Below are 15,558 nucleotides of genomic sequence, written 5' to 3'. Positions count from 1 at the left end.
TATACTTATTTTCCATTTAATAAACCCTATCAAAAAGAATAGGGATTCTGTTTGTAAAAACGAATCCCTTTCCTCTACTTCTAGTTTAAATGTATACATAAATTGGATCTTGTTAGATCTATTTAGGAAAAGACTTTTCAAAATAAAAAAAACATTAAAAATATTATAGAATACGAAATATTTGTTCTGCTATATAATTCAAGTGATTTTGATCAGCAGCATCAAGTCCTATCTCAATAAGTTTCTCTGAAACACGATCACAATACTGTAATTTAAAGTTTCGTCTTGCATTAACCATCTCTGTATCAGAGATACCATTTAAAATGTTGTTAATAATCCCACTTCGGTTGAGGTAATTCATTGCATAACGTGAAGCTTCCTTTGAATATTTTTCTCGCAAAGATTTATCATAGATCAAAACTTCAAGTTCTTTTTTTAGTTCCGATACTTCATTCTCACCATAACCCACTTTAACTATAGATTCATCAGGTAATTCGGAAAACCAACCAATATCAGTTACTATAGATGGCTTGCCAAAAAGCAAAGCACGGATCATACTAGCAGATGTCTCTCCCATATACGGATATCTCAAATTGACGACTATATCAGTTAATTTAATTAGTTTGTCAAATTCTTCAATAGTAGTAAAACCTGTTTGAATAACTATAGATTCTAATTTATATTTCTTTACTAATGGGTTAATATAATCCCCTTCACCAACTAGTAAATACTTTAAACCCTTTGTGTTCATATTCGAGAGGGCATGTAGTACTTGATGGATCCTCTTCGATTCAGCTACAAACCCAAATGAAGCAATAATCAAATCATTCTCACCAATATTATATTTGTTCCTTAAATGAATGGTTTCGTCAACAGATAACTCCTCATTATCTTGTGGCCCTATTTGAGGAATCACCCAACAACTAGCTTTTTCATCTACTGTAAGAATTTGTTTCTTGGCATACTCTGAATGTACTAAAATGCCTTTAGCATTTTCAATCAATCTCTTATTAAGTGGTAGATTTTCGGGATTCTTATATTGAAGAGCAGGCACATCATTTCTCAATATTGATTCCATTAGCTCTTTAGCATCAAAACCACCATTGTAATAAGCTTCTTTAATTAACATCTCTGAGTTATTAATCAACTCTAGATAAAAACCGGTAACTAAATAATACAATATGAGATCATGTAGGATTACATATCCATTATATTTCAAAAAAATATCATAAATATGAGAGTGATAGTACGGATTGTTCCCAATGTTATATATTATCGCATCATATTCAGGAAGCTTCTCAAGAAGTCCGGGATTATCAATATAATCCATAATCAAGAATTTATCCTCTAAATTAATTGGAACAAAACCAGAAACCCACAAATCGACTTCTGCCTTATCTGATAATGCAGTTACCAAATATTCAGAATAATCAGATATACCACTTTTCAAAGGATTAAACGGACTAAAATAAGCGATTCTCATGTAACTAGCCTCTCTATAACATAGTTCCAATCAACTTTCATTTGCTCTAACAGCTTTCTTCCCTGTTGTCCTAAGTCTCTTGCTTTTGGCTTATTATTGAATAAATAATTAATTTTCTCAGCTAACTCAAGGGGACTATTTCCAGTTACATACCCAGAATGCTCGTCCTTTACAAATTCCAATGGACCACCAGAGTCATTATGAGTTATAACAGGCTTAGAGGAAAAAAATGCCTCTAATGTAACATAACCATAATCCTCTTGATAAGGACCATTATAAATCGCTAGTGCATTAGAATAATATTTTCTCTTTTCTTCTTCTGAAATAAACCCTGCAAATAGAACTCTATTTTCAAGTTTGTTTTCCTTAATAATACTATATATCTTCTTTTTATAGCTTTCATCAAGTGTGCCAGCTAGAACAACTGTAATACTTTTATCGCAATATTTAAGCGATTCAATTAGAATATGTTGTCTCTTAATCTCTGTAATTCGTCCAGGATAGAATATATAGTTATCAAAAGCATCACAATAAAATTCTTCATGATTTGAGGGAGGATGATATAGAGGAATAGAATCTAATCCATTATATTTTTTCAAACGATCAGTTACCGTATTAGATATTGTATACAAACCTTTGCTTTCAGCTAAAAATTCACTATCATTTTTCATAATAATTTCTCTAGTTCTCTCACCGTTCTCCATACGATCTAAGTCCCCGTATTCAGTTCCCCATAGTTCGTATGCTTGACGGTGTTGATGCAACATCCAAGTCACTTTATGTTGATGCTGTACATAATACATTGGAAACTTTAAAGCAATAACCCTGTCAATTTTCACACCATTAACTTCTGTTAAATCAATCATCCTTGCAGTTAACATGCTATCAATTATATTTATAGATGGATACCACTTAAAAGGCATAGTTATAATATCAGCTTCATATCCTCGATCCGTTAGTTCTTTAAGTAGGTTAGAAGCTAAATATTCTGCCCCTCCCTTTATAAACGGAATTTGTACAGTTGCAATAGCTATTTTCATATATTTACTCCAATACTTAAATATTCATCAATATAGTCCTCAAACTTCTCCTTCAAAACTGATAATGAGAATCGCAATTGAAAGTTCTCTAGGCCTACATTAGTCAAATAATCATATATATCTCGATTATGAGCTACAGTATAAATTGCTGCAGCGAAATAATTAGAATCAAAAATATCAATTGCTAATTGATTATCACCCAATGTTTCTTTAACAGCTGCTCGATCTAGAGCAATAACAGGTTTATTAAAGTACTGAGCTTCTATTAGAGGGACTCCAAACCCTTCATGTTCACTTAGACAAAGGAAAATGTCACATCCAACAAAAAAGGATTTTAAAGTTTCTGCAGATATCTTATTAGTAAAAATGATATTATCCTCAAGACTATTCTTTCTAATCAATTCTTCAATTTCATGATTATATGAACTTATCTCTTGATCATATCCACCAATTACCCAAAACTTTATTTTCTCGCCATACATTTTCCGATAAGAATTAGCAACATGACAAATGTTTATATGTCCTTTATTAGGAGCCACCCTTCCAACGAACAATACATTTATACAGTTATTATTCCTTAATAGAGAAATCACTTCGTCTTGTTCTTGTATAACTGAAGCTAAAATTTCTATTTTATGAAATGGAGCTAAAATTCGAGTTTTCTCAACATCTACACCTAGTGATATTAATTCTTGATTATTATATTCTGAGTCACTCAAAAAATTAAATTCAGGATTATTGGCTAATCTTTTTGTTTGTTCTCTACCCATTGATGTCTGTCTTTTATAAATCTCACTGTAATTTTCAAAAAAATAAGAGGGCGTTATATTATGGTACTTAACAATCACTCTACATTTAGAGTGATTCAGTACCTCTTCGCCCAATTTCCAGTATATACTATGATGATAAATAAGCACGGTGGTTGCATTTTTAATTTTCTTTTTTAGATTTTCTAAATCGATACGTTGAACATTTTCACTTGTCATAAAATTCTCACAAAATACTCCAACATCAATCCCTTTTTTTTCAATAATTTTATACATTTCTTGTATATCATGTCCAATGGCATCGCCATCACTAATAGTTTGGTGTAGAATTATAAATTCCATTAATAGTAAGTCCACCACTTTCCATTATCATCTTTCTTATTCTATCTCCAAGCGATAATCGCATAATCTTGATTTCCATAAATCATCCCATATAGATCTCCGATAGCTTTGTTAAATTGTTCGGAATCCTCTGCATTAATTTGAGGAATATTAACATGATCTACTGGACTCAAGTACTTTCTTTCAGTCTTATGAAATCCAATTTCTTTTATCACAAAATCTAGTGTTTCAGGATGCACTGGTTTAGTATGGGTTGGGTCAATATAGAACCAATTGCTCATAGCGTATACACTTTGAGCATTTATAGTCTCAATTATAACCTTACCACCAGGCTTCAATGCATTGTGTATAAGAGTCAATAAGTATGCGTATTGTTCAAAACTTAGATGTTCTATAACTTGACACATAGTGATACAGTCATATGATTGCGGAGGTACCATTGACAAATATTGAATTGCATCCGCATACTTAACATTAAATCCTCTTTCAATGCAATATTCCACCATATCTTTATTTAGATCGATACCTTCTGCTGAAATTCCATTATCCATTAATAGTTCAATGAACTCTCCTCTTCCACAACCAATATCAAGTATTTTATCTGTTTGTGAAATATATTGAAGATATTGTTTTTGACGTTCTTTAATAGTTTTTCTCGATCCTCTAAATTTATTTTCAAAAAGCAAGTAGTCTATTTGGTAATCTTGAAGGTCTCTCTTTACTTCTATGTCCATTTGTTGCTGCTCTTCTTTAAATTCATTATAAGATGTAGGTATACCAGTTTCTATTTTCTTCAATTTCCTTCTAACAAATCCCAGTAACTCTTCCGTGATATCAAGTTTTTCATTTATTTGTTGCTGTTGATTATGTTCAATCACAAGTTGTTCTTTTAAAGCTTCAACATGATTAAAAACAAGAGAAAAATTATCTTCAATATTCTTTTCTGATGAATTAATTTTATCTAAAACATCTTTAGTTTTAATATCCTGTGTTTCTAGCAACTGATCCACAACCTTTATTAATCTGTTGTTCTCAGCTATTAAATGTTCTTTATCTTGAACTAGTTGTTCTAATTGCAATGAAATAGTATTAATTTTGTTGGACAATTGATGATCTTCTTTAATTAAATTATCAATCACGTTGTTTTTATAATTAGCCTGTTCTTTCATGATATTCAATGTCTTTGTCACGCTTGCATTATATTCTCTCTGTTTTTGAAATGCTGGGGCAATATACCATCTGAGCATTTTACGAATTACTTTTTTCCCAAAAACAATGAACTTTCCAATATTACCTCTATGCGATGTTATAACAAAATCGGGGCTAACTCCCCATTTTCTATTGACTTGTTCCAATTCTGTTGTTAACTGTAGCTGTAACTGGCTATAATCAGAGGAAGTTTGCATAACCTCTCCCTTTGGCTTTACATTGTTAAAATTATTGTTAATCCTGAGTAAAACATCTTCAAAACTCAAATCTTTTCTCGACATATTATTCACCCTTTACTAAAGCTTGCGGTTGTCTCAAGATAACTAACACCGTTAAAGTGGCTTTCTTTTCCAGAAATGACCTGGAATGTTGCTGCATGATCATACCAATCGTAATTCTTTGTAAGATGATTACTTTGGTCATGTACTGCTACTGTTATATTATAGGTTCCTGGACCAATATTAGCTATAAGATCAAATTCTACAACAACCTTGTCACCCTTACTGTAAACTCCTGATTCTGCACCTAAATAGAAAGTATTTGTTCCAAAAACATCGTTTCCTAAACGGTCTCTGATTTTAAATCCAACAGTTGGTTTTTCCACTTCTTTATTGCAAACCAACTCAACTTTTAAAGTAATAGGATCGCCTACTTGAACCGCGGAGACCTGCTTATTTGCCATTAAGATATCAACAGATGAAATACTAATATCTTTATTTCCGGACCTAGTTATCAGCTTTTTGTTAAGACCAACACTTTGGTTTATTTCATTTTCAGCTTCTCTTTTAGCAATAATAGCATTATAGTAGTCTAAAATTTCATCTGGATGACCATCTTTAATAGCCATTCCTTGATCTAGAAGAATTGCTCTATCGCATAGATTTTTCACTGCAGAAGGATCATGCGATACAAATAGCAAAGATGTTCCTTCTTCTCTAAATTTTCTTATTCTACTAAAACATTTGTGTTGAAAATAACTATCTCCTACAGAAAGGGCCTCATCCACTATAAGAATATCGGGACGAACGGCAGTTGCTGTGGAAAATGCCAATCTAACAGCCATCCCGCTAGAATAAGTCCTTACAGGTTCTTCTAAATAATCACCAATTTCAGCAAAATCAATAATGTCTGGTAATAGTTCATCTATCTGCGAATTATTCATCCCCATAATTTGTCCTAGCATGTAGATGTTTTGAATTCCAGTGAAATCCGGATGAAAACCTACACCCAATTCAAGCAGCGCCGCTACTCTTCCTTTCACTGTCACTGTTCCACTTGTTGGATAAGTAGTTCCTGTCAGAATTTTCAACAGAGTACTTTTCCCTGCCCCATTATGACCTATAAAACCAACCGATTCACCCTTACTGACTTTAAAACTAATATTTTTCAATACGGGTAGTCGTTTATAAGTCTCCCTTCCCGTTAACCATCCCTTAACCCTATTCCATTTATCAGGATACCTTTTATAGGTTTTACACAATTGATCAACATTAATGATTTCCATTACAATTCATCCACCATTTCTTTATCCAGCTTTTTGAAAATATAATATGCGGCAATTAAAAGAAATATCGATATCAACGTAACAGGAAGAAGGCTAGAGTAAGTAGGGACTTTATTATTTAAGAATATTGAATGAAAGCCCTCAGTAATAGGTACCATTATATTCCATTTATAAAACCATTGCATGCTCTCCGGAACAATAGATTTAGCATAAACGATTGGAGTTAACCAAGACCAAAACTGTAATACAATTCCTAAGAAGTGACCGACATCTCGAAAAAAGACATTCAATGTCCCTACAATAAGCCCTAAGCCCAACGCGAAAGCTTGTTGGATTATTAACAAAGGTATTACGTTTAATATTTCCCACCCAGGAACTCTACCAATAATCAATAAAAACACTAGATATAGAGCAGAGATAATTAAAAAATTTATAGTTACCGAAATCATAATGAAAATCGGCAGTGAAGATCTTGGGAAATTAACCTTTTTCAATAAAGATCCTTGGTCTAAAAATACACCTTGAAGACGAAGGAGAGTTTCATTAAAATACTGCCAAGGAAGCAGACCTGCGCATAAATAAATACTATAAGCTAATGTGTTATTCTCACCTGGCAAACGGGCACCCATTATTTGTGAGAAAATTAACGTATATACGAGTATTATTGCAAGTGGTTGTATAATAGACCATACGGATCCTAATACAGAATTCAAATATCTGGATTTAAAATCTCTTTTAACCATACCAACAATAAAATTCCTGTAATTCCAAAGTGATCTTATGATTTTTCTCACCCCAATATTTCATCAAATTACAAATTGCGATAATAATTCAAGATTTCATTTAGTGATGTCTTCACATCGATTTCTGGACTCCAATTTGTATCCTCTTTTATCTTCTTATTTGAACCCACCAAATATTTGTTTTCTATCGGTCTAAACCTGGTAGGATCTATTTCAACTTTTATAGAGCTATCAGATAAACTAATAAATTCATCTAATATTTCTTGAATTGAAAACCCCTTACCAGAACATACGTTATAAATCTCACCTGTTTTCCCTTTTAAAAGCAGCTCATAATAAGCCGCCACAATATCCCTCACGTCAGTAAAGTCTCTAACCGAGCTCAAGTTTCCCACTCTTATATGAGAGCTAATCCTACCCTTCTCAATATCAACAATTTGTTTTGCAAAGTCTTGTGTTACAAATCCCTCAGATTGTTTAGGACCAATGTGATTAAATGGTCTAACATGCAAGGCCTGAACTTGATAAGCTTGCACATATTGTTGTACTAGATAACAAGCAGAAAGTTTACTAACACCATAAGGATTTTTAGGACTAGTTAGATAACTTTCATCTACATACTCAAGCACTTCGGAGGAATTACCATATTCCTCCGAAGAACCAATACTAAGAAAAGTCGTGTACGGTGAATAATCTCTTATTGCATTGAGAATATTAACCGTTCCAATTGTATTATTTAAAATAGTAGTTTGTGGGTCTTCCCAGGCGAACTTGACATTACTTTGCCCTGCGAGATGAACAATATGAGTTGGTTTATGTCCCTTGATAACTTTATTAATCTGGTCAACATCTACTATATCTAAAGTAATAACATCACTATTTCCCACCTGATCTCTTGAAGAACCGATTGCATCAATATTCTTGTTCTCCAAAAAATCCATCATATACTCACCTACAAAACCAGTTGAGCCAGTGACGAGTACTCTCATATCAATTAACATTAAATCTGGATTTAACTCTCTCCAGATCACTATCTACCATCATTTTCACCAACTGTTCAAACCCAACTTCAAGCTCCCAGCCCAGTTTTTCTTTTGCTTTCGTGCAATCTCCGAGCAACAGATCTACTTCAGCAGGTCTAACGAATTTTTGATCAATTACAACGTAGTCTCTCCAATTTAACCCAACATGGGTAAAGGCTATTTCAACCAATTCTTCAATAGTATGTGTTTCGCCAGTTGAAATCACAAAATCATCTGCTTTGTCTTGTTGCAGCATCAACCACATAGCTCTGACATAATCACCTGCAAAGCCCCAATCTCTCTTCGCATCTAAATTACCTAAACGAAGTTCGCTCTGCAGGCCCAATTTAATTTTAGCAACAGCATCAGTAACTTTACGTGTTACAAATTCAATCCCCCGGCGCGGTGATTCATGATTAAACAGAATACCAGAGCAAGCATACATATTATAGCTTTCTCTATAGTTTACTGTGATCCAGTGCCCGTATACTTTAGCAACACCATAAGGACTACGAGGATAAAAGGGCGTAGTTTCTTTTTGTGGAGTTTCCACTACTTTACCAAACATTTCACTACTGGAAGCTTGATAGAATCTAGCATCTGGCTTTACTAAGCGTACAGCTTCAAGCATGTTGGTCACACCGATCCCAGTTGCTTGTCCTGTAGCAACGGGTTGGATCCAAGAAGTTGCCACAAACGATTGAGCCGCTAAGTTATATACTTCATCTGGATTGGAGACACGTACTGCATTAATCAGAGAGCCCATATCAAGCAAATCTCCATCAATAAATTCTATTTCATTCTGCAAATGTTCGATATTTTCAAGAATTGGTACACTTGTTCTACGGCGTAAACCGAACACTTTATATCCTTTAGAAAGTAAGAGTTCCGCCAAATATGAACCGTCTTGTCCAGTAATACCAGTAATAAGTGCGTGCTTAGTCATTGTAATAAATTCCCCTTTAATATTAATTGTTAATTACAAATATTGTTCAAGCTTCTGCATACGTAATTCTTTAAGCAGTAGCTTAACTTCTTGAGCCTTGTCTTTTGTACAAATTAAGGTTACATCTTCGGTATCAACTATTATTAAATCTTCAACCCCAAGAGTAGCGATTAACTTTCCATTACTCTCAATAATACAACGTTTAGTATCTAGGTTTAAAATATTGCCCTTAATAACATTACCATTCTCATCAAGATCACTTATTCTTTCTAAAGCAGTCCAACTACCAACATCATCCCATCCGAATACGCAAGGAATAACATAGATATTATTTACTTTCTCCATAATTCCATAATCAATAGATTGGTCTGGCATTTTAAGAAACTCAGAACGGATAATTGAGTCACGATCAACAGAATTAAAAACTGTTTTCATAGTCTCTAATATATCATGCATCTCTGGCATGAGTTCTTTAATGTATCCTCTGATAGTCTCGATTTTCCAAACGAAAATACCACTATTCCAGTAGAAATTACCAGATTCGAGATAAGATTGAGCCGTCTCCAAATCAGGTTTCTCAACAAATTTATTCACTTTATGAACACTCAACTGGTTGATTTCCTTGAATTGGTCACTACTTTCAATATATCCATACCCGGTCTCCGGATACGTAGGTTGAATACCGAGGGTAACAAGATTGCTATTATCCTGTGCTACCTCAACAGCAGTTTTCAAGATTTGTACAAACCCTTCTTCATTCTCAATAATATGATCTGAAGGTATGACTATCATAGTGCTATCCGGAAATCTGTCTTCAATAATAATGGATGCTAACCCAATACAAGGTGCTGTGTTTCTTCCGACTGGCTCAATAATAATATTCGCATGAGGCAAATGCGGTATTTGAGCTTTAATTAATTCAGCATACAGTTCATTAGTAACAATGAAAATTTGACTGATATCAATCAACTTTTCCAATCTAGCTATCGACTGCTGAATCATCGATTTATTCCCTGAGATGTTTAAAAATTGTTTTGGGAGGTTCGTTCGACTCTTAGGCCAGAAACGTTCTCCCTTTCCACCCGCCATGATTACACAAGTAATTGTCATTTCATCCTCCAAATTTCCACAAAGAGATATGTTCTAACCTCTTTTTAATCAATTCGCCTATTGCTTGTGGAGAGTAGTTCTTTTTAATATGCTCCTCACCTTTAGACGAAATTTTCTCATAAAAGTTCTCATCGTCACTAAGTTTTCGCATATATTGGCTCGCATGCTCCACATCAGGATCGGCCCAATATTGATAAGACTTATAAGGCCCATGATCGTGATCCAGCTGTACTAATCTATAATCCACTAAGCACGAATTGTTAAAGTCCATAAAATCCACATTAGATGACCAGTTTGTCCCAATAACCGGTTTACCTAGATACATAGCCTCTGCTAATCCAAGACCGAAGCCTTCGCTTCGATGAAGAGATACGTAACTATCAATTAAAGAAATTAATGCATTGGTATCATTCCTAGATAGAGTTCTATCTATCAAGAAAATATTTTTGTGATTACCAATAAGCTCATGTAGTTCATTCAACTCTTTCGAATCTTGCTCTACACTGTTCACCTTAATAACCAAACCAACAGAATCATCATCAGGTGGAAAAGCTAACTGGAATGCCTTAATAGAAGCTTGTGGGTTCTTTCTGGCCTGATAACTTTTCAGATCATACATAGAAAGAAAGAGAAACGTCTGTTCAGGCAAATTAAAATAAGACCTATCTCTAATATCAGTAATACTAACTTCAATACTATGAGGAATCTTAACAACAGGAACCGGACTTTTCATAGCAATGGAGTCAACTACAAACGTAGAGGGTGCCCAAATCTCATCCACTAAATTAAAACTTTCTTTCCATTCGTCTGGAAAATCAGGCAGTTCCCAATGCCAGAATCCAATATTATAGCGATCTTTAAAAATAGAGTTTCCGTAATGTGCATAGATTTCAATCATTTGCTCAGCATTAATATGAAACAAATTAAGATTATACTCAGGGTCTGACATTTCCTTATGTACCCAGGTATTATCATTCATGCTTGCAGAATTAGTACCTGTAAAATTGATAATTCCAAATGGAATTTCTACTGCATTCAAGCTTTTAGCTGCTATTCTGCAAGACTCTCCTATACCCATCTCCGCTCTAGAATACCCAACTAAATTCACACCCGTTAATGCACCGTTATTATTGTCCGATGTGCTATTCTTATGGATTGGGAAGGCTGTTTTAAGTAGCCCTTTTTTTATCTTCTGTCTAGTTTCAAAAGAAAACAATTTGACAGCTGTAGGCTTTAGTTTTACAGCTAATTTATAAAGTTTTTTATAAACAAAAGATTTAGCATTAGTCATAATCAATTAATCTTCCCGTTTCGTTTCATTTATTGATTCCTCCGTACATTGTCTGAATAATGTAAGTCACTTATAGTAATTAAAATCATAGAATCTGATTAAAGTAGCTCAATGATTATCTAATATGCTAAAATATTGTCGTACCTACAGGAAAAGGAGATTATAACGTGTCGAAACCAGTATACGGTAAAAACGCCGCTCAGTCGAGAAATGTTGAAAAGATAGCAATTCCGATCTGGGCATTGGTTGTTGCTTTCATTTTATTTTTGTGTTGGGCCCCATTTCAAGTGGGATTATTTAACGGACAACAATTAGACTTCGAGAAGCCAATCTATGTATCAGCACTACTAAGCGGCCTTTTGCTGCTAGTCTGCCTTGGCTTATACTACAAAAAATTCAAACTAGATGAACAGAGGGACTTAGTAGCTTCAGCTTCTATCTTACTGCCTCTGACCTACGCTTTATCATTGTTTGTCGCAGTTTCGCATTATACGGCGATGAATATGCTGTTTATTCAGAGCATGTATGTTGCAGTCTTCATTATAGCCTTTTATCTCTTGAAGCAAAAGCAAGTAAATGTTGTCATTCAAAATGCCATTCTAGCAATTGCTTATTTCATAGTAGGGTTTGGACTACTAAATTGGTTGGGGAGTAACAAACTAGCGGGAGCTCTAGTGGGTTGGTTCTCAAACACCGTAAGAAATAATATCTACTTAGATGCAGTAATGACGGACTCTAACGGACTTCGTCTGACTTCGATCTTTCAATATGCGAATACATACGCTGCATTCTTAATGGCCTTTCTCTTTGTAGCAATATTCGTGCTTATTCGCTCTAAAAAATGGTATGGAACGTTGACTCATGGCTTTATGTTAGTGCCCATCATTGTGTCGATCTTGTTAACCTTATCTCGCGGTGGCTTGGTCCTGCTACCTGTAGTATTCATACTTCTACTTCTGTTCCTAAAACCTGCACAGCAAATCCTTTGGATTCTGCATCTAGGAGTTGCCGGTATTGTATCTTTGCTCATTACGACACCCGTAACTAATCTAGGAATAGAGTTAAACGCGAATTTCACTTCTTCTTCCGCTTTAAAAGGTTGGGCATATCTATTAGGAGCTTCACTAGTTGTGGCTGGCCTATCTTGGGTCATTCAGCGTTTTGTCGCTCCCTGGTTGTATGCAAAACTAGAGAATTGGTCGTCACGTAAACGGACAGGTCTTTGGATCCCACTCGGATCTGTTGCTCTAGTAGCTATTGTAGCTTTCTTACTTATCGGTACGAGTGCAAAAAGCATCTTGCCTGATAATATGGAGACTCGTCTTGAAAATATCAATTTCCAACAACATAGTGTACTTGAACGGATTACTTTTTATAAAGATGCCATGAAGGTAGTAAAGGATTATCCCATCCTTGGAGCTGGTGGTGGAGGCTGGTCCTCACTATATGAGCACTATCAGAACAACCCTTATACTAGCCGCCAGGTGCACAACTTCTTCCTTCAATTTTTGATCGAGGTTGGGATTCTTGGTTTTATCGTATTTATGGGCTTCATTTTATATATTTTCTATAAATATATTCGTGGGTATGTTAAACGGGATAAAAATGATTTTGAGAATGGCTTCTTCTATCTAATCATTGCTTTATCGATTCTTGTGCACAGTTTACTTGATTTCAACATGAGTTATGCCTTTATGGGCATACTCGTTTTCCTTGGACTAGCTGGGATGGCAGTTGTGATGGACAGCAAAAAGTTACGAAAAAATTGGAATAAAACCGGTCTTCGGCTTGGATATTTCGCAGTGCTCACAGTAGGTACTGTATTCCTGTTATTCCTTTCGATCAGCTATATTGGCTCCAGTAATGCTGCTCTAAAGGGTAAGAATCTGATTAGAGTAAGTACTTCATACGAAGAAATTAAAGCGCCGTTGGTTGAAGCTTTAAAAACCCGTCCTAATCATCCTGAATCCGCCATCTCCTTATCTGCTTTGGATATGACGGTATTCAACCAAACGCAAGATGAGCAATTTCTTGAAGAGGCTCATAATGTATTAACTCGAGCACTAAAAGATGAGCCGTACAACAAATATCTTTTAGCTCAAATGGTGAGCTACTATGATTTAAAAGGTCAAAATGATCTTGCATACGGTGTTTACCGTGATAATGCTGATAAGTTCAACTGGGATATTAGTTGGTATGATACTCTCATCAGTCGTTCCTTTGCATTAGGTCAGCAAGCCCTTAACCAAAAGGATGAGACAAAGAAACAAAAGTATTTCAATGAAGCTCAAGAAGCATATAATCATGTTCTCACTGGTATAGAACATTTGAAGACTCTTCCACCAGAACAATTGCAAGGGCGTCCTTTCTCAGTAACACCAGCAATGGCTTTGAACGTCGGAAAAATGCAGCTATTATCTGGGCAAGAAGATGCAGCAAAGACAACTCTGAAGCTTAGTTCAGATGCTAATTACACGGATATTATGAATAGTGAAACTCCATGGAATATTGATTGGTACAGTTCACTCATCAGCCGTTCTTTTGATTTAGGACAAGCGGCTTACGCACAACAAGATAATGAAGATAGATTAGAAAATATGAAAGCTGACTTTTCCGTTGGACTTTTGGCCTACAATCATGTACTTGCGGATAATGAACTTTCCAAGACTCTTGCTCCAGATGTGAAACTGAAGGTAGGGAAAATGCATTATATGTCTGGACAGCTACAAAATGCAGTCTCCATCTTGAAACCAGCCATAAGCCAAGATTTCGCAGATGCAACGAATCGTGAAATTGCCCGTTGGTATCTTGCTGCATTGACGAAAACTGGTGGCGAAGATCAGGCGATATACAATTCACTGATCGCAGCTGATCCTGCGGAAGCAGCACAAATCGAGGCCATCGCAAATTCACAATTCTAAAAAAGGAAGAATCAAAAAAGCGCGTCACTGTAATTACAGTGACGCGCTTTTTTTCAATGATATGAGTTCTATTTAAAGCCCAGCTTTAGCAACTTCACTATCTACAAGCTCTTTCATATAACGAAGTAAATCATCTTTTAACTCTTCATGCTGAAGTGCATAATGAATAGTGGTCTGAATGAAGCCCATCTTCTCACCAACGTCATGACGTTTGCCTTCAAAGTCATAAGCGATAATTCGCTCAACTTCACTTAAGCGGGAAATAGCATCCGTGAGCTGAATTTCGCCACCTACACCCACCTGCTGCTCGCCAAGCATATCGAAGATACGTGGAGTTAAGATATATCGTCCCAAAATCGCTAGATTTGAGGGGGCTTCTTCTCTCTTAGGCTTCTCTACTAAACGATTTGCCTTGTAGACACGTTCTGCCAAAGGCGAAGCGTCTACAACACCATAACGCGATACTTCTTCCCATGGAACGGGTTGAACGCCTACAATTGAAGATTTATATTCATCATAAACATCTATCATCTGTTTGAGGCACGGTTTATCCGCTTCAACGATATCATCACCTAGCAGAACAGCAAACGGCTCATTTCCAATGAATTTACGTGCACACCAAATCGCATGTCCAAGACCTCTTGGTTCTTTTTGGCGAATGTAATGGATATCAGCCATTTCGGAGGATTTGCGAACGGATTCAAGAAGTTCCCACTTCTGCTTTTCTGCTAAGTTAAACTCTAGTTCAAAAGAGTTGTCGAAATGGTCTTCAATCGCACGTTTCCCTTTCCCCGTCACGATAATAATATCCTCGATTCCCGAAGCAACTGCTTCTTCGACAATATATTGGATCGTCGGTTTATCTACTATCGGTAGCATTTCTTTAGGCATTGCTTTAGTTGCAGGCAAAAAACGGGTACCAAGACCTGCAGCGGGGATAATGGCTTTACGGATCTTCATCACATTAACTCCTTCTGTCGGTTACTCTTCCATCTTAAATACTCTGTATAGTAAAATGGCATATTTCCTTTAATTATAGCAGTTATAACAGATTAATGTCAGAGTGTTTGTTATATTTGTATATCTATTCCAATCAAATCGGAGAGGGAGAAATTATATAAGTCTTTTACAAGATCCCCCCCTTTGCTAACTCTCACCTATATATTATCTAGTATATGCA

General features: G+C 35.4%; 12 protein-coding genes. 1 reads left to right on the top strand and 11 read right to left on the bottom strand.

Features of this window, described 5'->3' with window-relative positions:
- Positions 1-163 precede the first annotated feature (163 nt).
- The 10 genes from ACQKMP_RS17800 to ACQKMP_RS17755 all read right to left on the bottom strand — a co-directional run bounded on the left by ACQKMP_RS17800 (position 164) and on the right by ACQKMP_RS17755 (position 11,457).
- A complete protein-coding gene (locus tag ACQKMP_RS17800) occupies positions 164-1,483 on the bottom strand; it encodes a glycosyltransferase family 4 protein (protein ID WP_427470235.1) in 1,320 nt (439 codons plus the stop codon).
- Positions 1,480-2,523, bottom strand: coding sequence for a glycosyltransferase family 4 protein (locus ACQKMP_RS17795; RefSeq protein WP_427470233.1), 1,044 nt, complete (start codon positions 2,521-2,523; stop codon positions 1,480-1,482). Before ACQKMP_RS17795 ends, ACQKMP_RS17800 begins: the two co-directional genes overlap by 4 nt.
- Complete coding sequence (locus tag ACQKMP_RS17790; protein ID WP_427470231.1) at positions 2,520-3,632, bottom strand: glycosyltransferase; 1,113 nt, start codon at positions 3,630-3,632, stop codon at positions 2,520-2,522. Before ACQKMP_RS17790 ends, ACQKMP_RS17795 begins: the two co-directional genes overlap by 4 nt.
- Before the next feature lie 41 nt (positions 3,633-3,673).
- On the bottom strand, positions 3,674-5,122 hold the full coding sequence (locus tag ACQKMP_RS17785; RefSeq protein ID WP_427470229.1) for a class I SAM-dependent methyltransferase: 1,449 nt from the start codon (positions 5,120-5,122) through the stop codon (positions 3,674-3,676).
- A gap of 5 nt (positions 5,123-5,127) precedes the next feature.
- Entirely contained in the window at positions 5,128-6,345 is a 1,218-nt protein-coding gene (locus ACQKMP_RS17780) for an ABC transporter ATP-binding protein (protein ID WP_427470227.1), read from the bottom strand.
- Positions 6,345-7,088 carry an ABC transporter permease gene (locus ACQKMP_RS17775; protein ID WP_427470225.1) on the bottom strand — a complete coding sequence of 248 codons (744 nt, stop codon included), beginning with the start codon at positions 7,086-7,088 and terminating at the stop codon, positions 6,345-6,347. The genes ACQKMP_RS17780 and ACQKMP_RS17775 overlap by 1 nt, the downstream gene beginning before the upstream one ends.
- Positions 7,089-7,156: 68 nt before the next feature.
- Positions 7,157-8,119: a GDP-mannose 4,6-dehydratase gene (locus ACQKMP_RS17770; RefSeq protein ID WP_427470223.1), complete on the bottom strand. Its 963-nt coding sequence runs from the start codon at positions 8,117-8,119 to the stop codon at positions 7,157-7,159.
- The gene (gene gmd, locus ACQKMP_RS17765; RefSeq protein ID WP_427470221.1) at positions 8,079-9,056 is read right to left on the bottom strand and encodes a GDP-mannose 4,6-dehydratase; all 978 of its coding nucleotides are present in this window, start codon (positions 9,054-9,056) and stop codon (positions 8,079-8,081) included. The genes ACQKMP_RS17770 and gmd overlap by 41 nt, the downstream gene beginning before the upstream one ends.
- Before the next feature lie 33 nt (positions 9,057-9,089).
- Complete coding sequence (locus tag ACQKMP_RS17760) at positions 9,090-10,166, bottom strand: mannose-1-phosphate guanylyltransferase (RefSeq protein WP_427470219.1); 1,077 nt, start codon at positions 10,164-10,166, stop codon at positions 9,090-9,092.
- Between the two features lies 1 nt (position 10,167).
- Complete coding sequence (locus ACQKMP_RS17755) at positions 10,168-11,457, bottom strand: glycosyltransferase family 4 protein (protein WP_427470217.1); 1,290 nt, start codon at positions 11,455-11,457, stop codon at positions 10,168-10,170.
- Between the two features lie 167 nt (positions 11,458-11,624).
- Here ACQKMP_RS17755 and ACQKMP_RS17750 point away from each other — a divergent pair, with 167 nt between their 5' ends.
- Entirely contained in the window at positions 11,625-14,378 is a 2,754-nt protein-coding gene (locus ACQKMP_RS17750; protein WP_427470215.1) for an O-antigen ligase family protein, read from the top strand.
- 72 nt (positions 14,379-14,450) lie between these two features.
- Here ACQKMP_RS17750 and galU read toward each other — a convergent pair whose 3' ends face one another.
- On the bottom strand, positions 14,451-15,338 hold the full coding sequence (gene galU / locus ACQKMP_RS17745; RefSeq protein WP_427470213.1) for a UTP--glucose-1-phosphate uridylyltransferase GalU: 888 nt from the start codon (positions 15,336-15,338) through the stop codon (positions 14,451-14,453).
- Positions 15,339-15,558 lie beyond the last annotated feature (220 nt).

It is taken from the genome of Paenibacillus sp. NPDC101420 (assembly GCF_050277435.1).
Taxonomy (GTDB): Bacteria; Bacillota; Bacilli; order Paenibacillales; family Paenibacillaceae; genus Paenibacillus_AQ.
Note: the sequence above shows the minus strand (reverse complement) of the source record. Positions and strands in the feature narration are given on the sequence as shown.

Coding starts and splice junctions, on each gene's coding strand:
- ACQKMP_RS17800 (WP_427470235.1), bottom strand. CDS start 1,483: ATGAGAATCGCTTATTTTAGTCCGTTTAATCCTTTGAAAAGTGGTATA.
- ACQKMP_RS17760 (WP_427470219.1), bottom strand. CDS start 10,166: ATGACAATTACTTGTGTAATCATGGCGGGTGGAAAGGGAGAACGTTTC.
- ACQKMP_RS17795 (WP_427470233.1), bottom strand. CDS start 2,523: ATGAAAATAGCTATTGCAACTGTACAAATTCCGTTTATAAAGGGAGGG.
- galU (WP_427470213.1), bottom strand. CDS start 15,338: ATGAAGATCCGTAAAGCCATTATCCCCGCTGCAGGTCTTGGTACCCGT.
- ACQKMP_RS17790 (WP_427470231.1), bottom strand. CDS start 3,632: ATGGAATTTATAATTCTACACCAAACTATTAGTGATGGCGATGCCATT.
- ACQKMP_RS17755 (WP_427470217.1), bottom strand. CDS start 11,457: ATGACTAATGCTAAATCTTTTGTTTATAAAAAACTTTATAAATTAGCT.
- ACQKMP_RS17785 (WP_427470229.1), bottom strand. CDS start 5,122: ATGTCGAGAAAAGATTTGAGTTTTGAAGATGTTTTACTCAGGATTAAC.
- ACQKMP_RS17780 (WP_427470227.1), bottom strand. CDS start 6,345: ATGGAAATCATTAATGTTGATCAATTGTGTAAAACCTATAAAAGGTAT.
- gmd (WP_427470221.1), bottom strand. CDS start 9,056: ATGACTAAGCACGCACTTATTACTGGTATTACTGGACAAGACGGTTCA.
- ACQKMP_RS17775 (WP_427470225.1), bottom strand. CDS start 7,088: ATGGTTAAAAGAGATTTTAAATCCAGATATTTGAATTCTGTATTAGGA.